This window comes from Verrucosispora sp. CNZ293 (genome assembly GCF_002754655.1).
The window spans coordinates 1024880-1048258 of sequence record NZ_PEFR01000001.1 but is presented as its reverse complement, the minus strand read 5'-3'; the positions used below and the strand labels follow the sequence as shown (position 1 = coordinate 1048258).

Sequence of the window (23379 nt, the reverse complement as noted above, 5' to 3'; positions counted from 1 at the left end):
CGGACAGCGCCCGGCCGTCGAGGCACCGTGCTGTCGCTCAGTACAGAGGGCGGCCGTGCGCGTCGGGTACGCCGGACTTGCGGTGGAAGTAGGCGTTGATCTGGTCCCGCCACTCACGCGCGCACCGCACCTGCTCGTCGAGCCGCTCGGTCACCCGGGCGTGCACCGCCGCGTCCACCAGGTCGACAAGCGACTTCCAGCGCAGGCAGGCCGCCTCCACCTCGGCCACCCCGTCGAAGTGGGTGTCGTAGATGTGCTGGATGACTGTGCGACCGCTGTGCAGCACGTGCTCGTACGGCACGTGGTGGAAGAAGAGCAGCACCTCGTCGGGGCAGGTGACCGGGGACTCGTACACCCGGGACCACGGCCGTGGGTACTGGCCGGTGTAGCCGGTGCCGGTGGCGCGGGTACGGTCCACGCCCACCCCGTCGCGGTCGGCGAAATGGTACGTGCCCCACGGGGTGTACTCGTATCCGTCGACGTCCGGGCCGTAATGGTGCCCCGGGCGCACCATGAACCCCACGCCCAGCGGGGCGGTGTAGCGCTCGTAGGTGCGCCACGAATCGTCCATGATCTCGTGCAGCGTGCGGCGGAGCAGGTCCGGGTCGGCGCTGGTCTCCGGGTGGAAGGTCAGCTCGATCCACTCGTCGAGCAGCTCCGCCGGTCGCAGCCGCGGATCCCAGGCCAGCCGGCCGAAGGCGTACAGGTTGGCCTGGGCCAGCGGATGCCCGGTCCAGAACGGGTCGTCGCCCACGTTGGAGACGGCGACCAGGCCGCCGCCGTCGGCGGCCACGTCGGCGACGGTACGTCCGTCGTCGCCCCAGCCGAACCGCAGCACCTCGCTCCACCAGGGAGCCAGATAGCAGATGTGCCGCTGCTGGCCGGTGTACTCCTGCGTCACCTGGAACTCCACAGCCATCCGGGTGGCGGGCATCGCGGTGATCACCGGAGAGACGGGTTCCCGGGTCTGGAAGTCCAACGGACCATGCTTGACCTGCACGATGACGTTGTCCCGGAAACGACCGTCGAGTGGGGCGAAGTGGTCGAACGCGGCCCGGGCCCGGTCGGTGGAGCGGTCCCGCCAGTCCTGCCGGTGGTTGTAGACGAAGGCCCGCCAGTGCACCACGCCGCCGTGCGGCGCCAACGCCTCGGCGAGCAGGTTCGCGCCGTCGGCGTGGTCGCGGCCGTAGCTGAACGGGCCCGGCTGTCCCTCCGAGTCGGCCTTGACCACGTAGCCGCCGAAGTCGGGAATGCGGGCGTACACCGCCCGGGTGGTCTCGGCCCACCAGGCCCGCACCGCGTCGTCGAGCGGGTCCGCGGTGGGCAGCCCGGCGAGCACGACCGGCGCGGCGAAGGTGACCGACAAGTGCACCCGGATGCCGTACGGGCGACACTCGTCGGCGATCTCGGCGACGTCGTCGAGCCGCTCGGTGAGCAGCCGCGCCTCGGTGGCGTGGACGTTCACGTTGTTCACCGCCACCGCGTTGACCCCGCAGGCGGCGAGCAGCCGCGCGTACGCCCGCACCCGGGCGCGGTCACGCCTTGGCCGGCCGTCGTGCCAGAAGATCGACCCGCCGGCGTAGCCGCGTTCGACCTGCCCCATCACCGGGTGCACGTCGACGTTGTCCCAGTGGTCGAGCATCCGGCGGGCCATCGCGGGACGGTGCGGCTGCGCCGCGTGTGGTGCGCCGAACGCCGAGTCGCCGAGTCGGGCCAGGTGGAACAGCCCGTAGAGCAGCCCGGCCGGCTGATCGGCGAGCAGCACCGTGACCTCGCCGTGGCGGGCCAGCGCGTAGCCCTCCGGGCCGAGCGGCGCACCGTCGGCGGCGCGCAGGTCGGTCAGGGCGGCGTCGAGTTCCGTGGGGCCGCCGTCGCCGACCGCCGCGACCAGGGCGAGCACCAGGGCCGGTGGCGGTCCTTCGGTGTCCCGCCGGACGCTGCCGCCGTGCTCGGCGCAGGCCCGCTCGACCTCGGCGAAGACCGTGTCGACGAGCCGCCCCTCGCCGCGGACGAGGCAGTGCCGCGAGCCGATCGCGCGGAACACCTCGGGCGGCAACCAGGCGGGGTGGACGTCGGTCGGAGGGGGGCCGGTCATTGCGCAGATCGTAACGTTCTCACCAAACGCGTCAAGATACTTCCGGAAGTTCCGGTGGTCGGTGGGCACGCCTCGGGAAGCGCGCGCCCACCGACCGGCCGCCCCGGTCGGCGGACCGTACCGCCTCAGGCCGGTTCGACGGGCAGCCACAGCTCGCAGGTGGCGGTGCTGAAGTCGGCCGCGCGATCGAGGATCGCGACGATCGACGGCCCGGGCCGCAGCCGCCACGGGTTCGACGGGAACCACTCGGCGGCGGTGGCGGCCCACGTCTGTTGCAGGGCCTGCGGATACGGGCCGGCGGTGCGGAAGATCGCCCAGGTGCCGGCCGACGCCTCGATGCTGTCGAGGTCGTCGGGGACGGGGCTGTCCCCGGCGACGGCGACCCCGTGCAGGTAGGTCAGCTCGGTGCCCTCGACGGTGTCGGGGTCGACGTCGTCGGTGACCTGGAGCAGACCGCCCGGCTCGGTGTCGCTGAGTTCCTTGAGCCGCTGGTGCTCCTCGGCCGGCAACGCGGTGACGTGCCGTTGGATGTGCGGATTGACGCCCTGGTGGATGAGCGGAACCCGGGTGGCGTGTCCGATGAGCCGGAACGCGGGGCGGTCGACGATGCGGGTGTCCACGGGGGTGCTCCCTTCGACGGTCAGGCGGAACCTGAGTTGTGGTTGGGTACGAAGGGGGCCTCCGTCGCGGCGGACGTCTCCGGGGCCGGCGCCGTGGACGGCCCGGAACGCGCGGCCGAACGCCTCCGTGGAGCCGTACCCGTACCGCACCGCGATGCTGAGCAGGTCGTCCGCGCCACGCACGACGTCGGCGGCGGCGACTGTCATGCGCCGCCGACGCACGTACTCCGACAGCGGCATGCCGGCCAGCGACGAGAACATCCGCCGCAGGTGGTACTCGGTCGTGCCGAGCGCCCGGGCCGCCGCGGTGACGTCGAGTTCCTCGGTGAGGTGCTCCTCGACGAGATCGACGAGCCGGTTGAGTGCCGAGATCATGAGGCCTCCTTTCGACGTCAAGCCTGGCCCGCGTGGCCCTGGCCGCGCCCGATCGTGCTGGCCCGATCCGATCATGTGACGGCCCGACGGGGCACCCGACGCGCTCGTTTGGGGCGCTGGTGGGCGGGTAGACGCCGGATCCGCGGCGAGAGGGGTAGGGCCAGGTGGACGACGACCAGTTCATCGAGTCGGTGGCGAACCGCACCGGGACCTCGGCCGAGCAGGCGACCGCGATCACGCGGGCGACGCTCACCACCCTGGCGGAACGGATCGACGGCGGCGAGGCGCGTGATCTCGCCGCGCACCTGCCGGAGGGGCTGCGGGCGTACGCGTTCGGCCCGCGTGAGGACGCCGAGCGCTTCGGGCTCGACGTGTTCGTCCAGCGGGTCGCCGGCCGGGCCGACGTCGACCCCGACCTGGCCGCCGCCGGCATCCGCGCGGTCCTCGACACCCTCCGCGAGGCTGTCGAGGCCGGTCAGTACGACGACGTCATCGCGTTCCTGCCGGCGGAGTTCTGGCAGGTGGCGAATCCGGCCCCGCAGTACGACGCGCACCGCGACCGGGGCTGACCGCGCCGCCGCGGGTCACCGCAGCAGGACGCCCTCGGCGACCGGCTCCAGGTACACCGGCAGGTGGTCACCGGCCTGCGCGACGAACATGGCCACCTCGTACGCCATGTCACCGACCTCCGCGTCGCCGTCGATACCGACGGCCAGGACCGCGCCGTTGCCGGTGGTGGCGTGGAACAGGAACGCCCGGGACATCTGCACCACCACCTGGTGCAACTCGCCGTCGCCGCAGACCCGGGCAGCGGCCAGGCCCAGCGCCTGAAGCCCACAGACCATGCTGGACAGCTGGCTGGCGAGTTCGTCGTCGATGCCCCGGGAGGCGCCCAGTAGCAGCCCGTCCGGGGAGAGCACCACCGCGAACTGGGCACCCGGCACGCGGTCGACGATGTTGTCGAGCGCGCGGCCGAGGTTGTCGGCGGTGGCCACCGCAGAAGTCATGGCAGGTCCTCTCGTTGGGTGGAGCCGGTGGAAACCGGCCGGTCCGGGCTCAGTTCGCGGCCCGTCGGGGCCATGGCTGTCCGTTCGTGGTGTACGACGGGTCGGCCAAAATGGTTCGAAGCAGGGCCAACAGGTCGGTGCGGTTGGCACAGTCGAGCCGCGAACGCATCCGGGCGACGTGATGCTCCACAGTCTTGGCCGAGATGAACAACCGGTCCCCGATCTCCCGGTAGGTGAGACCGGCGACCACCAGTTCGGCCACTTCCCGCTCCCGGTCGCTGAGCCGGTGCGAGACGGCACCGGCAGCCGGCTTGCGGTCCTCGGCCGCGGATCGGCCCTGGAGGGCCCGCGCGCAGTCCAGCAGCGCCGTCATCGCCCGCCGGTCGGCGGTGCGGATGGCGGCCTGCCCGGCCAGCCGGGCGCCGTCCCAGCACAGGCCGGTGTCGTGCAGGCCCCGGGCGGCGGCTTCGACCCGGACCGCGTCCACGGTGCCGCGCAGCACCTCCAGCCAGCACTCGGCGGCGGCGGCCACCACCGCGGCGTACCGGCTGTGGCCGGCGGCGGCGACCAGGGCGCTGACGTGCTGGTCGGCGGCGGCCGGGTCGTCGGTGAGGATCGCCGCGTGCAGCCCGCTCCAGTGCAGCGGCGTACGCCACAGGGGCGGATCGGCGAGCCGGCCGAGCAACTCGTGCGCGGCCCGCAGATAGGGCTGGAGCCGATTCAGGTCACCCAGTCGGGCACCGGCGATGGCCAGTTCGCCGAGTGGCAGCAGCGTGAACAGGTCGACCGGGTGGCGGACCACCGCCTCCAGGGCCGGTACCCAACCGCGCTGCAACGCGCCGAGGTCACTGGCGCGCCGGGCGATCCCCATGGTCAGACCGGCGGCGAAGAGCAGGTCGCGGGACTCCAGCCCGACGCCGGCGGTGGCCTGGGCGAGTTGCTCACCGGCGGCGGCGATCCGCCCCCGGGCCATCAGGATCCAGGCCCGCAGCAGCCGGTGCCGGCCGGTGAGCAGCGGCCCGCCGATCCCGCTGGCCAGGGCCCGGTCGAGGACCCGCTCGGCGATGTCCAGCTCGCCACAGTGCACGGCGGTCAGCGCCGCCAGCGCGGCGGGACTGTCCGGCAGCAGCACCGCCCGTCCGTCGGGCTCCAGCAGGGCGGCCGCCTGCACGAGGGTGGACAGGGCCGCCGACGGTGTCCCGTGGACGCTTTCGCGTACTCCGGCGGCCATCAGCCGGGCGGCGCCGGCCGGCAGGGTCGGTGGGCTGTCCTGGGTGGGTTCGGGGTGGTCGGTCGGACGGCCGGTGGCGAGCGCGCCGACCACGGCGAAGGCGTGCGCGCTGGCCCCGCCGGACCACCGGTACAGCTCCACGCTGCGGTCGGTCTGGCCACGGTGGGCCAGGGCGGTGGCGGCGACCAGGGCGGCCTCGGCCCGACCGGCCGGCGTCGCGGTGGTGAGCAGCCGGTCGGCCAGCCGCAGCGCGAGGTCCAGATCACCGGCGAGGGCGGCGGCGACGGCCTGCCGTCCACCGGTGGGTCGGCCGGCGGCGCCGGCCGCCGCGAACAACTCGGCGGCCAACGCCGGTTCGCCGCCGAGGGCCTCCTCCGCCGCCGCCTCCAGGGTGGCCGCCGGGCAGTCACCGGCCACGCCGGCGGCCAGCAGCGAGCGCACCAGCGGCAGCACCGGTGCGCCCCGGCTCAGGGCAAGCTCGCTGAGCAGGTGCCAGACCGCGGTACGGTCGGCGGCCGGGCTCAACGCGGTCACCGCCCGCCCGACCAGCGGGGTGGGCCGACCGTCGGCGCTGAGCAGACCTGCCGCCCGGGCCTCGGCGACGAGGTCGTCGATCTCGGCCGGTTCACGGTTCAGCAGCGGGCGCAGCGCCTCGGTGGGCAGCGGCACCCCGGCGGCCAGCGCGATCAGCAGCCGTCGTACGTCGGCGGCCAGGTGCTCCAGGTCGGGCCCGAGGTGCAGCAGCACCTGGCGGGGCGGTTCCGTCGGCACCCCGGCCGTCTCGTGCTCGCGCAGCCCGTCGACGAGCCACCCCACGTGGCGGGGCACCCCACCGGTCTGGATGTGCACGAAGTCGACCAGGTCCGGGCGGCGGCCGAGGCGGGGCACGGCGGCGAGGTACGCGGCGGTGCGCGCCCGGGTGAACGGCGTGAGCAGGAGTTGGCGTCCCTCGCGGCGCAGCGTGTCGGTCAGCTCGACAAGGGCCGCGGGTCGGGGCCACGGCCGGTAGCTGACCGCGATCCGGTGCCGGCGGTCGGCCACCAGCCGCCGCAGGGTCCGCAGCCGGTCGTCGTCGAGCAGGTGGGCGTCGTCGATCAGCAGTACCGCGTCGGAGTCGTACGCGTCGTCGGTCGCCGGCACCTCGGTGCGCGTGGTGACACCGGCCCGGGCGTAACGACAGGCCAGTTCCTGGAGGTAGGTGGTGCGACCGTGACCGCCCGGTCCGGTCACCCCGAGGGCGAGCGGTGCGGCCGGTTCCGCGGTGATCGCGTCGAGCAGGTCGGTCGGTTCGGCGTCGAGGACCAGCGGGCTGTCCGCCACGGCGCTCGTCATCATGGCGGTCATCCTTCGTGCCCCCGGCTGCGTACCAGTTTCCGGCGGGATCGTTTCGGCAGGTCGAGGGGCGGGTAGCGGATCGGCGGGCGGGGCGGTGGCGGCTCCTCGTGGGGGGTCAGGTCGTCGGCCGTGGCCGGGCCGGCGGTACGCGCCATCGGCCAGTGGGACGCGGGGGCGACCGTCGCGGGGGTTCCGGCGGTCGTGGGTGGGGCGGCCGGCGCGGGCGGGCCGGCCGGCAGCGGGCGTGGGGACAGGATCCGGGTGCCGGCGGCGGCCGCGCCGGTGGCGGCGGTGTGCTGCGGGTCCGGTGCGGTCTCGATCGGGAATCCGGCCGTGGCGAGCAGCTCCGCGACCAGCGGGACCCGGCTGGCGCCCCCGGCGAGCAGCACGCCGTCGAGCTGAGCCGGGGCCAGGTCGGCGTCGCGGACGGCCTGCGCCAGCAGCTCCACTGTGGTCTGCACGGCGGGGCGGATCAGCTCCTCGAACTCCAGCCTGGTGACCGGCACCCGGACGGGCCCGGTGGGCATGGACAGCACCACGTCGGTCTGCGACGCGACGGTCAGCTCGCGCTTGGCCCGTTCGCACTCGGCGGGCAACCGGCGCAGGGCGGTGCGCGCGTCCGGGCCGGCGGCGGCCAGGTCCCGGGCCAGCGCGGTCCGCACGTGGCCGGCCAGCGCCTCGTCGAAGTCGTCGCCGCCGAGCCGGGCAAGGGTCCGGGGGACGCCGACGGTCTCGTAGCGGTCCCGGGAGTTGCGGCGGACCAGCGCGGTCTCGAAGGTGCCGCCGCCCAGCGCGTACACGGCGGCCACACCGCCGGCGAAGCCCCGGGCGGCGTGCCCCTCCGCCACGGTTACCGTGCGGGGCAGCAGCGTCACCTCCCCCAGGCCGTAGTCCCACAGCGCGCTGTGCAGCAGGTCGCGACGGTACCGGCCCCAGGAGGCCGGGTGGCTGAGCACGACCAGCTCGGCCGGCGCGCCCCGGGCACCGTGGACCTGGTCGACCACGTGCGCGGCGAGCAGCGCGACGAGTGTCTCCGGCCGGTACCGCTCGCCGGCCAGCAGCAGCGGCACGTGGTCGCCGACCCGCGCCAGCACGCTCCGGGCGGTGCGCTCCGACTCGCCGCTCCCACCGAGGGTGAAGGTGCCGTCGGAGGCGAGCAGCAGCGTCGACGGCAGTGGACCGGGCCCGGGGTGCAGCGCGACCGGCTCGGGATGCCCCCAGTGCCCGTCACGGTGCCGGGCGACCGCGGCGACGGTGCTGGTGTTGCCGATGTCGATCCCGAGCACGTAGGCCATCTGCTTTCTTCCTTGACCGCGTCGGCCGTGGGGTTGGGCCGGACAGGCCCGCCGACGCGGGCCGCCCCGGGGGACCCCGTGGGCTCCTACGTTCGTACCAGAGATCACTCCGACATCAGGAGCCCCAACTTCGGCGGGCACCGGTCCCCCATTCCCCCTAACGTACGAGAGTGGGGATGCCCCTAATCGAACGGGTCGGATTGCGGGATCGTCCCCGATGCCCGGTCCGGTGGGCCGCCCGTAGCGTCGTCGGCGATCACCGGTCGTTGACGTTTCGCCGAGGAGAACCCCCGACATGGACCAGACCCTGCACGACTTCGTGCTCAACCTGCTGACCGACGCGGACGCCCGGTCGGCGTTCGACCTCGACCCGGAGGGCGCGCTGCGGGCCGCCGGCCTCGGTGACATCACCGCCGCCGACGTCCAGGACGTGGTGCCGCTGGTGGTGGACTACGCGCCGGTGCAGGGCCTAGCGCCGGTCGCACCGGTCACCGGGCAGCTCGGCCTCGATCCGCTTGTCGGCGACGCCACCGACGCGATCAGCCAGTTGCAGAGCGTGGCGCAGCAGATCACCGTCAGCAGCTCCCACTCCGGAGTGGACGTCAAGGCCGGGGTGCTCGGCACGATCGCCGTCGACCCGTCGACGGTGACGGCCGGAGCGAGTGTCTTCCCGGGCGTCGGTCTCGGCGTGAACCCCAGCGGGGTGGGTGTGGACCTGTCCGGCGTGCACGACGTGGCCGACACCCTCGACGCGGATGTCGTGGCCCCGATCGACCGGACCACGGAGCCGGCGCTCGGTGACGTCACCGGTGCGGTGGGTGACCCCGTGTCCGCGGTGAACAGCACCAGTTCCGGGCTGCTCGACACCACCTCCGGTCTGCTTCCCGGCACCACCAGTCAGGTCGGCGATCTGGTCGGTTCGCTCGGCGTCGGCGACACCCTGGGCGGGCTCGGCCTCACCGGTGAGACCGGTGGGGTGGTGCCGCCGCTGGACCTGGATTCCACTGTGGGTGGTGTGACCGGGCAGGTGGACGGCTTGCTGGGCGGTGTCACCGGCACCGTGACCGGCGGCGCGACGGGGGTGCTGGGCGGCGGGGTCAGTGGTTCGGTGAGCGGGGACACGGCGACCCATGGCGAGGCCTCCACCTCGACCGGCGGGGTGCTGGGCCTCACCGACGGTCTGCTCTGACACCGCCGGCGGGCGGGGTCGGCACCGAACGGTGCCGACCCCGCCCGTCCCGTCACGCTTGATAATTGAGCCGAAATCAGCACACTTGGTGCGGTGATGGCGGGAATCTGGCTCGACGCGCTCGACGACATCGCCCGCACGTGCCAGGAACACGGCCGGGGTGACCTGCTTCAGGCGGTCCGCCTCAAGCGCGCCCATCTGCTCGATCCGGCGTTGACGGTACTTGTCGTCGGCGAGCCGAACCAGGGCAAGAGCCAGCTGGTCAACGCGATCGTCAACGCGCCGGTCTGCCCGGTCGGCGACGGGACCACGACCGTCCTGCCGACGGTCCTGCGGCACGCCGAGGTCGCCACGGCCACTGTGGTGCAGACACCGCTGCCGGTGCCGGGAACGGCGCCCACCGCTGACCCGCCGGCCGTGCGGCGAACGCCGGTGCCGACCGACCAGATCGCCGCCGGAGTCGCCGGCAGCACCGGTCGGCGGCCCGGCGGTGGCCCCGCGTACATCGAGATCGGTCTGCCCCGGGCGCTGCTCGGCGCCGGTGTGGTGCTCGTCGACATGCCGGGCGGTGACGTCGCCGCCGCCGGCGCCGGCACCCCGGTCGCCGCCCTGACCCGCGCGGACACGGTGCTGCTGGTCACCGACTCCACCCGGGACCTGTCGGTGACCGAGTTGAACATGTTGCTGCACCTCACCCGGTCACACTCCAACGTGGCGGTGGTGCAGACCAAGACGGACCTGGTGCCGGACTGGCGGGCGGTGGCCGAGCGCAACCGACGGCACCTGGCCGACGCCGGCGTGCCGGTGCCGCTGATCCCGGTCTCCGCCGCGCTGCGCCTGCACGCCGCCGCCACCGACGATCACACGCTCAACGCGGAATCCGGCTTCCCGGCCCTGATCGCCCTGCTCCGGCGGCAGCTGGCCGCCAAGCCCGACACCCTGGCCCGGGCCGCGGTGGTGCTGACCGCGCGCACAGTTGTCGAACAGCTCGCCGCGCCGCTGCGGGCGGAACTGTCCAACCAGCGCTCGGCGGAGCAGTCCGCTCCGATGGCCCGGCTGCACGCGGCGCAACGGGAGGTCGACGAGCTGCGCCGGTGCTCGACCCGGTGGCAGAACACGCTCGCCGACGAGATGGCCGACCTGATCTCCGACATCGAGCACGACCTGCGGGAGCGCACCCGGCACATTCTGCGGATGGTCGACGAGGCTTTCGAGACCGCGGACCCGCTTGTGGCCTGGGACGCCGTCGCGCAGTGGCTGGAGCGGAGCCTGATCGAGGCGGCGGAGGTGAACCGGCGGTGGCTGGTGCAGCGGTGCGACTGGATCGCCCGGCGGGTGGCGGCGTCGTTCGCCAGGTACGGCCACGGGTCGCTGCCACCGTGGCCGCTGACCGCGTCGGTCGAGTACGGTGCCCCGGTGCCGGAGCTGGAACGGCCGAACGTCGACAGGTTCTCGGTCGGCCAGAAGGTCTTCACAGGTATGAAGGGCTCCTACGGTGGACTGCTGATGTTCGGTCTGGCGCTGACCCTGGCCGGCATGCCGATGATCAACCCGATCTCCATAGGTGCCGGTGCCCTCTTCGGCGGCAAGAGCATCCGCGACGAGGGCAAACAACTGCTGCGCCGCCGCCAGGCCACCGTCAAGGCGGCGGTGCAGCGGCACGTCGACGACTTCTTCATCCAGGTCAGCAAGGACAGCCGGGACGCGGCCCGCCGGGCGCAGCGCGTGCTGCGGGACCACTTCGTCGCGCTGACCGACGAGTTGCAGACCGCCATCATCGAGTCACTGCGCAGCGCCAAGGAGGCGGCTGACACCGACGCGGCGGCACGTGAGCGACGTCAGCGCGAGATCCAGCAGCGGATGATCCGACTAGCCGAGCTCTACGAGCAGGCGCAGCAGGTCACCGCCGCCCGCCCGGCGCCACCGGCACCGCTGACATGACAGGCGCGCGGCTGGACGCCGAGGTCCGGGACCTGCTGCACCGGGCGCTGCACGGCTATCACGACAACCCACGGGCCACCGAGCTGCTGCGGCACCAGGTGGCCCGCTACGACCAGCCGCTGCGGGTCGCCGTGGTCGGCGGCTGGCGCAGCGGCAAGTCGACACTGCTCAACGCGCTGATGGGCGAGGAGGTCGCCCCGGTCGACGGGAGCGCCTTCACCTGGTACGAGGACGGCCCGCAACCGGACGCCACCGGCTACTCCACGAGTCATCCACCGCAGCGGCTGGCGGTGCTGCGCTCCGGCAGCGGAATGCGGGTCGACCTCACCGGTTGGCGGGCCGGGGAACTGCACGACATCGTGGTGCGCTGGCCGGCACGTTCGCTGCGACAGCTAACCCTGTTGGACACTCCGGCGGTCGGCGGCGCCGACGGGCAGGCGGCGGATCCGGTGCTGGCGCGGGTGCTGCGGGAGGCCGACGCGCTGCTGTACCTGACCCGCGACGCCCGGGGCCCCGACATGCGGGCCCTGGGCACGACCCGGGAGGGCGTCGTCGGGCAGGCCGCGCCGGTGCACACGATCATGGTGCTGTCCCGGGTGGACGAGTCCGGTGGTGGGCGCGTGGACGCGCTGCTCGGCGCGCGTCAGCTCGCCCGGCGGGCGCTGCGGAACCCGCAGGTGGACGCGCTGTGCGCGACAGTGGTGCCGTGCAGCGGGCTGCTCGGCCTGGCCGGCCGGGTGCTCAGCGAGACCGAGTTCGCCGCGCTGGCGGCGCTGGCCCGGGTGCCGCGCGCCGAGCTTGAGCCGTACCTCCTCTCCGCCGAGCGGTTCGCCCGCGGCGAGCCGCTCGCCGGGCTGCCCACGGCCACCCGCGGCGCGTTGCTGGAACGCCTCGGCGTGGTCGGGATCCGCCTGGCGACCACCCTGGTCCGCACCGGTTGCGACAACCGGGTGGCGCTGGCCGCCGAACTGGTCCGCCGTAGCGGTCTCGGTGAACTGCGCGAGTCCCTCAACCGGCTCTTCGTCGACCGCCGGTACGTGCTCAAGGCCCGGTCGGCGCTGACGGCTGTGGAGGCGGTGCTGCGGGAGGAGCCGGGACCGGCGACCGGCGACCTGCTCGCCGCGCTGGAGCGGCTGCTCGCCGGTGCGCACGAGTTCGCCGAATCGCGGCTGCTCGCGGCGCTGCGCGACGGCCGGCTCGGCTTCGACGTCGAACTGGCGGCCGAGGCCCGGCGGTTGCTCGGCGGTGACGGTGACGACCCGGCGGCCCGGCTCGGCATCGCGCCCGACGCCACCCTCGCCTGGCTGTGGGAGACCGCCGCCGAGGCACGCTGGCGGTGGCGGGAACGGGCCGAGGATCCCGGACTGTCCTTGCCGCAGCGACGCGGCGCGCAGGTGGTGGCCCGCAGCTGCGAGGGCCTGCTCGACGACCTGGCCGCCGTCCACGCCCGCTGAGTCGGCTCCTGGTCAGGCCGGCCGGGCCGGGCCGTGCAGGCCCACCAGGCCGGGGACGGTGACGCGGCCGAGTTCGCCGCCGGTGGTCGGATCCTGCCAGGACAGCGCTGCCCGATGGCCCAGGTACAGGCGGCTGCCGTCCGGGCTGAGCACGAGACCGGTGACCGGGTCGGCTGCCACCCGCTCGGCGGTGACGGCGAGACCGGCCAGGTCCACGGCCCGGACGGCGGTGCCGGTGCCGAGGAAGAGCCGGTCCGCGGAGGCCGCCGCGTACGCCGGGCCACCGCCGGTGGCGAGGGTGGCCGTGCGGCGCACGGTCAGTTCCTCGGTGGAGATCTCCGCGACGGCGCCGGAGCCGACGTCGGCTACGTAGAGGCGTCCACCGTCCGGGGTGATCGCCATGGCGTGGCCTTCGGCACCGCCCTCCCCGAACGGGTGCGGCAGGTCCACGCAGAACGCCCACCGCTGTTCGAGGTGCAGCGTGTGCACGAAGGCGTGCACGTCGCGACCGGGCCGGCCGCTGATCCGGTCCCGGGTGTGCTGGTGGTCGGGCTGATGGGTGTAGAGCGTGTAGAGCACCGTGCGGTTCGGTGCCAGCACCGCCTGTCGTCCGTCGCCGCGCATCTCCTCCTCCGCGCCCTCCGGCACCTGTGTCTTGGCGCGGGTGAGCAGTGGCCCGGCGACCCCGGTGGCGAGGTCCACCAGGCGGACCCGGTAGCGGTCCGGAGCGGCCGACGGTAGCCACTCCAGCACGAACAGCCCGGCGAGATCGTGGGTGAACGCCTCCGGCACGATGTTGCCGGGCAACCGTAGCCGTTGCCGCACCCCACCGGCGTCGGCGATCAACACGAGCGTCTCGTCGCGCCCGGCGGGACGCTCCCCGGTGGCACTGAGTCGTTCGGTGGTCAGCGCCAGCCGGGTGCCGTCGGTGGAGACGGTCTGCGGCACCCACCGGCCGGGCAGCCTCACCCGCTCGGAGGTGTCGCCCCGACCAGCGTCGACGCGCCACAGGACCGTGTCGGCACCGTCGGCGGTGGCGGCCCACACCAGCCGCCCGTCGGCGGTGGCCACCCCGTCACCTATCGGCTGCCGGTCGGTGCCACGCAACACGGTAAGGCCATCGTCCATCGCGACGAGCAGTGGGTCCGGCAGCGGGTCGGGGGCGGCCGGGTCGCAACCGGTCAGGGCGGCGGCGCCGGCCCCGGCCAGAACGGTCAGCAGGGTACGTCGCGAGATCGTCGGGTTCGCCATCATGACCGGGTGACACCGCCGGACCGTCGAGGGTTCCCACCCGGCGCGGTGGAACCTGCCCGGCGCGGGCGGTGTCAGTAGGGGTGATCCCACCGGAGGTTGCACTGGACGACGAGCAGTTCGTCACCCGCGCACAGACAGGTGACCTGGCGGCGTACGAGTCCCTGGTCGCCCGGCACACCGCGGCCGCGTACCGGACCGCGGTGCTGCTCGGCGCGGGCTCCGATGCCGAGGACGTCATCCAGGAGGCGTTCGTGAAGGGCTACCGCAAGCTCGACCGCTACCGCGGCGAGTCGTCGTTCCGCTCCTGGCTGCTGGCCATCGTGGCCAACGAGACCCGCAACCTGCACCGTACCCGGGAGCGCCGCAACGGCCTGGTGCTGCGCGCGGCGCGGGTGGAGCCGGGCGCCGAGATCGTCGAGGACGACGCGGTCGGCGCGGTCCTCGCCGGGGAGCGCCGGGCCGCGCTGGTGCGCGCCCTGCGGTCGCTGCCGTCCCGGGACCGTGAGGTGATCGTCTGCCGGTACCTGCTGGACCTCAGCGAGGACGAGACGGTCACCATGCTGGGCTGGCCCCGGGGCACCGTGAAGTCGCGCACCTCGCGGGCGCTCGTGAAGCTGCGTGGCCTGCTCGCGGTCGAGGAGGTCAGCCGTGGATGACCTGGAGCGGGAGCTTCGCGACCTGGCCGCGTGGTTGGCCACCCCCGAGCCACCGGACGTCACCGGCCAGGTCCGTGCCCGGCTGGTCGCCGCGCCCGGCACCCGCCGCGTCGCCCGCCGACGACGATGGCGGTACGCGCTGGTGGCGGCGCTGGTGGCGATCCTGGTGGTGGTGCTTCCGCCGGGACGGGCCGCGCTCGCCGACGCGATGGCGGGCCTGCTGCGCTTCGCCGGCATCACCATCAGCACCTCCCCCGCCCCGACGCCGACCGGCGTCCCGTCGCCGCCACCGGCACAGCGATCCGCCGCCGTCGACGAGGCGCGCCGGCTCGTCGATTTCCCGCTCCGGATCCCGGCCGCGCTGGGACCGCCGGAGCAGACTCTGTTGACCGACCCGGACGAGACCGGCAGGTACCGGGTGGCGACCCTGCTCTACCGGGCCGGCGCCCTGCGGGTGGACACCTTCGACGGCCGGCTCGAACCGGTCTTCTTCAAGCAGGCCGGCGGGTCCGACGCGCGGTGGACGCGGGTTGGTGCGGTCGACGCGATCTGGATCGCGGGCCCGCACCCGGTCTCCTACGTGGACCGTGCCGGGGTCGTGCGTCAGCAGGACGCCCGCCTCGCCGCCGCGACGCTGATCTGGGAGGACGCCGGGGTGACCTATCGGCTGGAGGGCGAGCTGACCATGGCCGAGGCGGTCACGATCGCCGCCACCCTGGAGTGACGGCACCACGGTCCACGCGCCCCCGGACCTTTAACGTATCCCTGAGCCGTCAATCAGCGTTTCGGCTTCGTGCCCCGCGACGGTGAAGCGTCGCTCGGCCAGCCCGTTGTCAGCGTGATCAATCTGTGACGTCCGAGGTCCACCGTACCCACCACGCCGCGTTACCCGAGGTCGCCGTCGTGTCCACGGACTGGGATCAGGCGTCCCGCGTGGGGTGGTGGCTGACGCGGCGGCCACTACCGGGAGTTTTCCGGGATCGGGGGGCGCTCGGTCGGCACGCCGGAACCGCGCTCGGTCGCCGTCGACCCACCTACCGGACTATTCGGGCGAGAAAGCGTCCGGATCATTGTTAGCGCAAACACCTTGTCACGTAGAGCCACCTGAGGCTGGCCCGTCGTCCGATACCGATAAGCCCCGTTTGCCGGCTGGGTCGTTGCCGCCGGTCCCGGGCCTTGGAAGTTTCGGAAACGTGTCTTGTTTTTTTCGGATAAGTCTGCGACCGTTTTGGCCGTCGGTGGCCTGGGTCACTCCGAGGTTGATCGCGAGTCACCGCGAGTCGAGCCCGGACCAGCGCCTGTCGACCGGAGACAACCCCTTCGGAGTCCCTCGATGCGCGTTCTGGTCGGCGGCTCCATCGGCGGGGGAGTTTCACGTGGGCAGACTTGGCAGAGAGGAAAATTGATGAGGGCGAGAAAACTGCTGGCTGTTTCGGTAGCCCTGGCAACGGGCGTCCTGGCGACGGCGGCCTGCGGCGGTGACAATTCAGAGGGTCGCAACAGCGACGGCTCGGTCACGATGAGCTTCTGGCACAACGCCAGCACCGGCCCGGGCAAGGCCTTCTGGGAGAAGACCGTCGCCGACTTCCAGGCTGCCAACCAGAACGTGAAGATCGAGATCCAGTCGATCCAGAACGAGGACCTGGACGGCAAGCTCCAGACCGCCCTCAACTCCGGTGACGCTCCCGACGTGTTCATGCAGCGCGGCGGCGGCAAGATGGCCGCGATGGTCAAGGCCGGCCAGCTGATGGACCTCACCGACTCGATCACCGAAGACACCAAGAAGGTGATCTCGCAGGGCTCGTTCACGGCGCAGACGATCGAGGGCAAGGTCTACGCCATGCCGGTGGCGGTCCTGCCCGGTGGCTTCTTCTACAGCAAGGACCTGTTCGCCAAGGCTGGCATCGCGCAGCCGCCGACCACCCTCGCCGAGCTTCAGGACGCCGTGACGAAGCTGAAGGCGGCAGGCGTGCAGCCGATCGCGCTCGGCGCGAAGGACGCCTGGCCGGCTGCCTTCTACTACTACTTCTTCGCGCTGCGGGAGTGCAGCTCGGAGACCATCACCCAGGCCGGTCAGACGATGAACTTCGACGACCCCTGCTGGCTCAAGGCCGGTCAGGACGTGCAGAACTTCGCCGCCTCCGAGCCGTTCAACAACGGCTTCCTGACCACCTCCGCGCAGCAGGGCGCCGGCAGCTCCGCCGGCCTGCTCGCCAACAAGAAGGCGGCGATGGAGCTGATGGGCGCCTGGAACCCCGGCGTCATCGCCTCCCTGACCCCGGACGAGAAGCCGCTGCCCGACCTGGACTGGTTCCCCTTCCCGAGCATCGAGGGCGGTGCCGGTCAGCCTGGCGCGATCCTCGGCGGCGTCGACGGCTACTCCTGCTCGGCCCAGGCCCCCAAGGCGGAGTGCACCGCGTTCCTGAACTACATCGCGAAGACCGACGTGCAGAAGGCCTACTACGAGGCCTTCAACGCGCCGCCGGTCAACAGCGAGGCGCAGGCCGCGGTCACCGAGTCGCACCTGCAGTCCATCCTCACCGCCTACAACCAGGCGCCGTTCGTCTCGCAGTGGCTCGACACGGTCTACGGGCAGAACGTCGGCAACGCCCTGAACACCGCGGTGGTGAACATGCTCGCCGGTAAGGGAGACCCGCAGGGCATCGTCGACGCGGTCAAGGCCGCCGCCAAGAGGGCGCAGTAGTCCAAACGCCATGTCTGAAACGCAACACGAGAGCGTACGGCTCGCGCCGGACCCGTCACCGGGTCTGACGAAGGTCGGGGGTGACACGCCTGTCGTGTCGCCCCCGGCCCGGCGCCGCCGACCCAAGGGCATCGGCTGGCCGGCCCGGCTGGAAATCGCGCTGATGACGGGGCCGACACTCATCGTCTTCCTGTCGTTCGTCATCCTGCCCGTGGCCATGGCCGCCTACTACGGCTTCTTCAGCTGGCAGGGTTACGGGCCCGCCGAGGACTTCGTCGGCTTCCGCAACTACCTGTTGATCTTCGAAGACGGCACCTTCATCGACGCCCTGCGCCACAACGGCATCATCGTGGTGCTGTCGCTGCTGCTCCAGGGGCCGGCCGCCATCCTGCTCGCCCTGCTGCTGAACCGGCAGATGCGGGGGCAGACGATCATCCGGGTGCTGGTCTTCATCCCGTACGTGATCGCCGAGGTGGTGGTCGGCACCGGCTGGAGCCTGATGCTGCACGGGGAGGGCGTGGTAAACGCCGTCCTCGAGAAGATCGGGCTCGGCTGGTTGCAGGCCGACTGGCTGTCCGATCCGAAGATCGCCATCTGGACGCTGATGGGCATCCTCACCTGGAAGTACATCGGCTTCGCCGTCATCCTCTTCCTCGCCGGGCTCCAGGGCATCCCGGAGGAGCTGACCGAAGCCGCGGCGATCGACGGCGCGTCGTACTGGCAGATCCAACGGCGCATCACGCTGCCGCTGCTCGGGCCGACGATCCGCATCTGGGCGTTCCTGTCGATGATCGGCGCCCTGCAACTGTTCGACCTGGTCTACATCATCTGGGGCCAGTACGTGGCGGCGACGGCGGGGACGTCGACGATGGCCACCTACATGGTGGCCAACGGGCGGAACGCGGGAGAGTACGGGTACGGCAACGCGGTCGCCGTGGTCCTGTTCTTCATTTCGCTCTTCGCGGCCCTGCTCTACCAGCGGTTCGTCCTACGCCGGGACACCGAGGGCGCGATCACCGGAGGGAGGCGCTGATGGCCGTGACCGCCGTAGCTGGGCGCCGGGCACCGCGCAGGTCGTCCCGGTCCAGGAAGCCGATGAGCTGGACCGACCCGTCGGTGTACTTCATCGCGCTGCTGCTCATCGCGACGATGCTGGCCCCGGTCGTCTACATCATCCTGGGTGGCTTCCGCACCAACGCGGAGATCACCACCGACCCCGCGGGACTGCCCAGCAGCTGGCAGACCCAGAACTACCTCGATGTGCTGACCGGCGGCACCTTCTGGCAGCAGGTCTTCAACTCCACGATTGTGGCGCTGGCCACCACGGCGGGAGTGGTCACTCTCGGTCTGATGACCAGCTTCATCATCGCGCGCTACCGGTTCTGGGGGCGGGGGGCGATGTACGCGCTGTTCGCCGCCGGTCTGATGTTCCCGCTGACCGTGGCGATCACCCCGCTGTACATCCTGGTCAAGAACCTCGGGCTGATGAACACGCTGCCGGGGGTGATCCTGCCCCAGATCGGGTTCGGCATCCCGCTGACCATCATCATCCTGGTGCCGTTCGTACGGGCGATCCCCGACGAGATCCAGGAGGCCGCGTCGATCGACGGTTGCAGCCGGCTGGGCTTCTTCTGGCGGATGGTGCTTCCGCTGGCCATGCCGGGCGTCATCACCGTGGCCATCCTGACCTTCATCCAGAGCTGGAACGGGTACCTGCTGCCGCTGTTCATCCTGAACCGGGAGGAGACCTTCACGCTGCCCCTCGGCGTGCAGGCATTCGCCTCGGAGTACTCGGTCGACACGGCAAAGGTCCTGGCGTTCACCTCCCTGTCGATGATCCCGGCACTCGTCTTCTTCAGCCTGTTCCAACGCCGGATCGTCGGCGGGCTGACCGGAGCCGTGAAGGGCTGATCCTCAGCGGAGGCGGTGGCGAGTCCTCGACGCGCCCGGCCACCTCGGTCCGACTCCGGTCGGGCCGAGGCAAGCCGGGCGCGTCGGTGCGTCGGGCGGCAGCGCCGGACAGCGCGGCGGGTGCTACACCCGGCCCTGCAGGATCCTGCCCATCCGCAATGCGACGTCCTTGCGTCGGTCCGACTCACCGATGTCGGCCTTGATGCCGCAGAAGTCACCGCCGCGGCACGGGAACCACAGCTCGCCGTGGATGTCGTCGTAGACGGCGCCGTCGGCGGATCCGGTCACCGGCTCACCGATCTCAGCCACCGCCTCGTACTCGTCCTTGGACAGCACTGACGCGTGGATCGCCTGCCCGCCGGAGTTCGCCGTCCACACGCAACCGCCGAGCTGATAGTCGTGCTGGCCACCGTCGTGCGCCCCGATCTCGTCCGCGACCTCGTCCGTGGTGAGCCGTTCACACTCGTCGCCCTTCGGCTCCGTCAGGGAGCCGGCCGCATCGTCCGCGGTCCCCGCCGCACCCGGCCTGTCCCCCGGCGTCGAAGAACCCGAACCGGCATCACTTCCGCACGCCACGAGCATGGCGAGCGCCCCACCGACGAGCGCGGCCCGGGCCAGCCTGCTGAGGATCTCCATAGGTCATCCCTCCGCCGCGGCACCGCTTGCCGCCGATGACCTCACTCCAACACGACCAGCCGAAACTTGAATCGGTAGATTCCCCCGGCTTTGCCGAGGTGATCCCAGGACTCCGTTGCGTGGCCGACCCGCAGGGGCTGTCGCCGGTCCGGATCACACACTGGCGAGCAGCGCGTCGAGGGGTCGGGGCACGGTGCCCCGGGCGACGGCGGCCTCGACGAGCAGGCGGGCGTAGCGCAGGTTGCGACGCGAACTGCTGCGCAGGAACCGCCACAGTTGCGCGTCGGGATTCCGGCCCCGCCAGGCGGGCTGGCTCTGGAACCCACGGAACTGGCGCAGGTCGCCCTGAGCCTCGAAGAGCGCCTCGACGCCCACGCTGCCGACGGCACGGATCAGCTCGTCCTCCAGGTCGTCGACGCAGACCTGGAACCCGAGCTGCGCCATCTCGGCGCGGGTGCCGGGCGTACCCACGCCCGCCTCCGTCAGCCCGCGCCGGAAGATCTCCTCTTCGCGCAGGTCGCAGAGGCCGGCGAGCCGCAGCCCGATGCCCGGCGGGCCCAGCCGGGCCAGGAAACGGCCGATCGCGTGGGCCCCGCCGATCGGGACGATGACGATCCGCTCGGCGGCGAGGTCGCGGCCACGGCCGGCCGCCAGCGTCTCCAGAGCGATCTGGTCGCTGATCCCCTCGACCAGCACCGCCGCCAGAGCGGACTCGGCCCGGGCCAGTGCGTGAGCGGTGGCCTGCATCGAGGCGGCGTTGCCGCCCAACGGCCGGTCCAGACCGATCCGGGCGGGCTCGGAACGCGAGGTGACATCCATGCTGGGCCTCCCCGTCCGGTCGGCGGAGCCCCGCGACGAGCGACAAAAACCAAAGGCAGGGAGATCCACCTCCCTGCCACTCCTAACGTATAGCGCACCGGGGGGCTTGTGGCAAGACCCGGGTTCTGCCGCAGAATCGTCGGCCGGACGAGGGAGTGGGGGCACACCGTGCGGGATCTGTCGACGGACGAGACGACCCGGCAGTACGTGTTGGACCTGTCCGACATCGATGAGACACAGGTCCCGGAGGTGGGCGGTAAGGGCGCGCACCTGGGGGCGCTGGCCCGGATCGGCGGCCTCCGGGTGCCGGCCGGCTTCTGCGTGACCACTGCCGCGTTCCGGCGGATGGTGGCCGAGGTGCCGTCGATCGACGATCGACTCGATCGCCTGGCGCGGCTGGACCCGGACGACCGGGACGCGCTGCGGCTGCTCAGCGCGGAGATCCGGCACGCCGTCGAAGGGCTTCCCGTGCCGGGTGACCTGGCGGCGGTGATCACCGACGCCGTCGACAGACTCGACGGACGGGCCGCGTACGCGGTCCGTTCCAGCGCGACCGCCGAGGACCTGCCGGCCGCCTCCTTCGCCGGTCAGCACGACACCTACCTCAACGTGATCGGTCCGACCGCCGTCGTCGCGCACGTCCGTCGGTGCTGGGCGTCGCTGTTCAGCGAGCGGGCGGTGACCTACCGCCAGCGCAACGGCGTCGACCACCGTGCGGTCGAGATGGCAGTTGTCGTGCAACGGATGGCATTTCCGGACGCGGCCGGCATCCTGTTCACGGCCGACCCGGTCACCGGCAACCGGAAGATCTCCTCCGTCGACGCCAGCTTCGGCCTCGGGGAGGCTCTGGTCTCCGGTCTGGTGAACCCGGACGTGTTCACGGTGTGCGACGGCGAGATCGTCGGACGGACGATCTCCACCAAGCAGCGGGCCGTCCACGCCCTGCCGGCCGGGGGCACCCGGGAGCAGGAGATCGACCCGCAGCGGCGGGAGCAGCCGGCGCTTACGGACGCCCAGGTCGTCCGACTCGTGCGGCTCGGCCGGCGGATCGAGGCACACTTCGGCTGCCCCCAGGACATCGAATGGTGCCTGGTCGACGACGCCTTCCAGATCGTGCAGAGCCGCCCCATCACGACGCTGTTCCCCGTCCCGACGGTCGACGACGAGGGCAACCACGTCTACGTCTCGGTCGGCCACCAGCAGATGATGACCGACGCCATGAAGCCACTCGGGCTGTCGATGTGGCAGTTGACAGCCCTCGCGCCGATGCAGGAGGCCGGCGGACGGCTCTTCGTCGACGTCACCCAGCGGCTGGCATCCCCCGCGACCCGCGCCGCCCTCCTGGAAATCATGGGTAAGGGCGATCCGCTGGTCCGGGACGCACTGGAGACAGTTCTCGACCGCGCCGACTTCGTCCCCACGCGTCCGGACGCACCCGTTCCGGCCCGTCCAGACGCGGGAGCCGGCCGGGCACCCGCTGGCGGGGCGGCGGCCGGCGGGGCGGTCACTCCGATCGGCACGGATCCGGGCATCGTCGTCGGCCTGGTCGAGCGCAGCCAGGCCTCCGTCGCCGCCCTGCGCCGCGACATCCGGACGAAGACCGGTGTGGCCCTGTTCGACTTCCTGACCAACGCCTTCGAGGAGCACAAACGAGTCCTCAGCGATCCGCTGAGCATGCAGGCGATCATGGCGGGGATGGATGCCACCTGGTGGCTCAACGACAGGTTGTGGGAGTGGCTGGGCGAGAAGAACGCGGCCGACACGCTGACCCTGTCCGCCCCCGGCAACGTGACGTCCGAGATGGGGTTGGCGCTGCTCGACGTCGCCGACGTGATCCGCCCTCATCCGGAGGTGGTGGCGTTCCTGCGCAGTGTCGAGGACGAGAGCTTCCTGGACGAGTTGCCGAAGCTTCCCGGCGGCGGCGAGGCGCGCCAGGCCATCGAGGCGTACCTCGACAGGTACGGCATGCGCTGCGTCGGCGAAATCGACATCACCCGGCCCCGGTGGCGCGAGCGTCCCACCACGCTGCTGCCGGTGCTCCTCGAACACGTCAGGAACGCCGAACCGGGTGCCGCCGAGCGGCGTTTCGAGCAGGGCCGGCAGGCGGCGGAGCAGAAGGCGCAGGAGGTGCTGTCCCGGCTGCGGGCCCTACCGGACGGCGAGCGCAAGGCCACCGAGACCAAGCGGATGATCGACCGGGTCCGGACCTTCACCGGCTACCGGGAGTACCCGAAGTACGACATCATCTGTCGCTACTTCGTCTACAAGCAGGCCCTGCTCGCCGAGGCCGACCGCCTCGTGGCGGCCCGGCTGATCCCGGACAGGGAGGACGTCTTCTTCCTCACCTTCGGCGAGTTCCAGGACGCCGTACGCACCAACCACGTCGACGATCAGCTCATCCGCCGACGCCGGGAGGCATTCCGGTCCTACCAGGCGCTCCGCCCACCCAGGGTGCTCACCTCGGACGGTGAGGCCGTCGCCGGGGCGTACCGACGCGACGACGTGCCGGCCGGTGCCCTGGTCGGTCTGCCGGTCTCCACCGGAACCGTGGAAGGACGCGCCCGGGTCATCCTGGATCTGGCCCGAGTCGATCTCGAGCCGGGCGACATCCTCGTCACCATCCACACCGACCCGAGCTGGACGCCGCTCTTCGTCGCGGTCGCCGGCCTGGTGACCGAGGTCGGCGGACAGATGACCCACGGGGCGGTGATCGCCAGGGAGTACGGCCTACCGGCCGTCGTCGGAGTGCCGGACGCGACCCGACTGATCGCCGACGGGCAGCGGATCCGCGTGCATGCCACCGCCGGCTACGTGGAGATCCTGGCCTCATAGACGCGCCACCGTCGAGCTGGCAGGC

Annotated in this window: 18 protein-coding genes; 10 read left to right on the top strand and 8 right to left on the bottom strand. The window is 72.2% G+C overall.

Features of this window, described 5'->3' with window-relative positions; translation table 11 throughout:
* Nucleotides 1–37: 37 nt before the first annotated feature.
* Nucleotides 38–2095 carry an alpha-glucuronidase gene (locus CLT74_RS04795; RefSeq protein WP_099845453.1) on the bottom strand — a complete coding sequence of 686 codons (2058 nt, stop codon included), beginning with the start codon at nucleotides 2093–2095 and terminating at the stop codon, nucleotides 38–40.
* A gap of 125 nt (nucleotides 2096–2220) precedes the next feature.
* On the bottom strand, nucleotides 2221–3090 hold the full coding sequence (locus tag CLT74_RS04790; protein WP_099845452.1) for an AraC family transcriptional regulator: 870 nt from the start codon (nucleotides 3088–3090) through the stop codon (nucleotides 2221–2223).
* A gap of 164 nt (nucleotides 3091–3254) precedes the next feature.
* Between CLT74_RS04790 and CLT74_RS04785 the strand changes: the two genes are divergently transcribed.
* On the top strand, nucleotides 3255–3659 hold the full coding sequence (locus CLT74_RS04785) for a DUF2267 domain-containing protein (protein ID WP_099845451.1): 405 nt from the start codon (nucleotides 3255–3257) through the stop codon (nucleotides 3657–3659).
* A 15-nt stretch (nucleotides 3660–3674) separates the two neighbouring features.
* Here the strand turns inward: CLT74_RS04785 and CLT74_RS04780 are convergent, their stop codons facing one another.
* Genes CLT74_RS04780 through CLT74_RS04770 form a run of 3 tightly spaced genes read right to left on the bottom strand, consistent with a single transcriptional unit; the run spans nucleotide 3675 to nucleotide 7958 of the window.
* The gene (locus CLT74_RS04780) at nucleotides 3675–4097 is read right to left on the bottom strand and encodes a roadblock/LC7 domain-containing protein (protein WP_099845450.1); all 423 of its coding nucleotides are present in this window, start codon (nucleotides 4095–4097) and stop codon (nucleotides 3675–3677) included.
* A 49-nt stretch (nucleotides 4098–4146) separates the two neighbouring features.
* Nucleotides 4147–6663, bottom strand: a complete 2517-nt coding sequence (locus CLT74_RS04775; RefSeq protein ID WP_199172108.1) for a helix-turn-helix domain-containing protein — start codon at nucleotides 6661–6663, stop codon at nucleotides 4147–4149.
* 5 nt (nucleotides 6664–6668) lie between these two features.
* Nucleotides 6669–7958: an Hsp70 family protein gene (locus CLT74_RS04770; RefSeq protein ID WP_158240208.1), complete on the bottom strand. Its 1290-nt coding sequence runs from the start codon at nucleotides 7956–7958 to the stop codon at nucleotides 6669–6671.
* Between the two features lie 295 nt (nucleotides 7959–8253).
* Between CLT74_RS04770 and CLT74_RS04765 the strand changes: the two genes are divergently transcribed.
* From CLT74_RS04765 to CLT74_RS04755, 3 genes are all read left to right on the top strand, one after another.
* Entirely contained in the window at nucleotides 8254–9147 is an 894-nt protein-coding gene (locus CLT74_RS04765) for an IniB N-terminal domain-containing protein (protein WP_143697072.1), read from the top strand.
* A 96-nt stretch (nucleotides 9148–9243) separates the two neighbouring features.
* Complete coding sequence (locus CLT74_RS04760; protein WP_099845447.1) at nucleotides 9244–11088, top strand: dynamin family protein; 1845 nt, start codon at nucleotides 9244–9246, stop codon at nucleotides 11086–11088.
* Nucleotides 11085–12542 (top strand): hypothetical protein, encoded by a 1458-nt coding sequence (locus CLT74_RS04755; RefSeq protein ID WP_099845446.1) that lies wholly within the window; start codon nucleotides 11085–11087, stop codon nucleotides 12540–12542. The genes CLT74_RS04760 and CLT74_RS04755 overlap by 4 nt, the downstream gene beginning before the upstream one ends.
* Nucleotides 12543–12554: 12 nt before the next feature.
* Here CLT74_RS04755 and CLT74_RS04750 read toward each other — a convergent pair whose 3' ends face one another.
* On the bottom strand, nucleotides 12555–13796 hold the full coding sequence (locus CLT74_RS04750) for a YncE family protein (RefSeq protein WP_486581990.1): 1242 nt from the start codon (nucleotides 13794–13796) through the stop codon (nucleotides 12555–12557).
* Nucleotides 13797–13876: 80 nt separating this feature from the next.
* Here CLT74_RS04750 and CLT74_RS04745 point away from each other — a divergent pair, with 80 nt between their 5' ends.
* The 5 genes from CLT74_RS04745 (at nucleotide 13877) to CLT74_RS04720 (ending at nucleotide 19067) form a co-directional block, all read left to right on the top strand.
* Nucleotides 13877–14452, top strand: a complete 576-nt coding sequence (locus CLT74_RS04745) for an RNA polymerase sigma factor (protein WP_486581989.1) — start codon at nucleotides 13877–13879, stop codon at nucleotides 14450–14452.
* Nucleotides 14445–15176, top strand: coding sequence for a hypothetical protein (locus CLT74_RS30395; RefSeq protein ID WP_158240207.1), 732 nt, complete (start codon nucleotides 14445–14447; stop codon nucleotides 15174–15176). Before CLT74_RS04745 ends, CLT74_RS30395 begins: the two co-directional genes overlap by 8 nt.
* Nucleotides 15177–15857: 681 nt before the next feature.
* Entirely contained in the window at nucleotides 15858–17156 is a 1299-nt protein-coding gene (locus CLT74_RS04730) for an extracellular solute-binding protein (RefSeq protein ID WP_099845442.1), read from the top strand.
* A 10-nt stretch (nucleotides 17157–17166) separates the two neighbouring features.
* Nucleotides 17167–18189 (top strand): carbohydrate ABC transporter permease, encoded by a 1023-nt coding sequence (locus tag CLT74_RS04725; protein WP_099845441.1) that lies wholly within the window; start codon nucleotides 17167–17169, stop codon nucleotides 18187–18189.
* A gap of 62 nt (nucleotides 18190–18251) precedes the next feature.
* On the top strand, nucleotides 18252–19067 hold the full coding sequence (locus CLT74_RS04720) for a carbohydrate ABC transporter permease (RefSeq protein ID WP_486581987.1): 816 nt from the start codon (nucleotides 18252–18254) through the stop codon (nucleotides 19065–19067).
* A 123-nt stretch (nucleotides 19068–19190) separates the two neighbouring features.
* Here CLT74_RS04720 and CLT74_RS04715 read toward each other — a convergent pair whose 3' ends face one another.
* Nucleotides 19191–19703 carry a hypothetical protein gene (locus CLT74_RS04715; RefSeq protein WP_099845439.1) on the bottom strand — a complete coding sequence of 171 codons (513 nt, stop codon included), beginning with the start codon at nucleotides 19701–19703 and terminating at the stop codon, nucleotides 19191–19193.
* A gap of 153 nt (nucleotides 19704–19856) precedes the next feature.
* The gene (locus CLT74_RS04710) at nucleotides 19857–20522 is read right to left on the bottom strand and encodes a TOPRIM nucleotidyl transferase/hydrolase domain-containing protein (protein WP_486581985.1); all 666 of its coding nucleotides are present in this window, start codon (nucleotides 20520–20522) and stop codon (nucleotides 19857–19859) included.
* A gap of 168 nt (nucleotides 20523–20690) precedes the next feature.
* On the opposite strand from CLT74_RS04710, the gene rph reads away from it, so the two are divergent.
* Nucleotides 20691–23354, top strand: coding sequence for a phosphoenolpyruvate synthase (gene rph / locus CLT74_RS04705; RefSeq protein WP_486581984.1), 2664 nt, complete (start codon nucleotides 20691–20693; stop codon nucleotides 23352–23354).
* Nucleotides 23355–23379 lie beyond the last annotated feature (25 nt).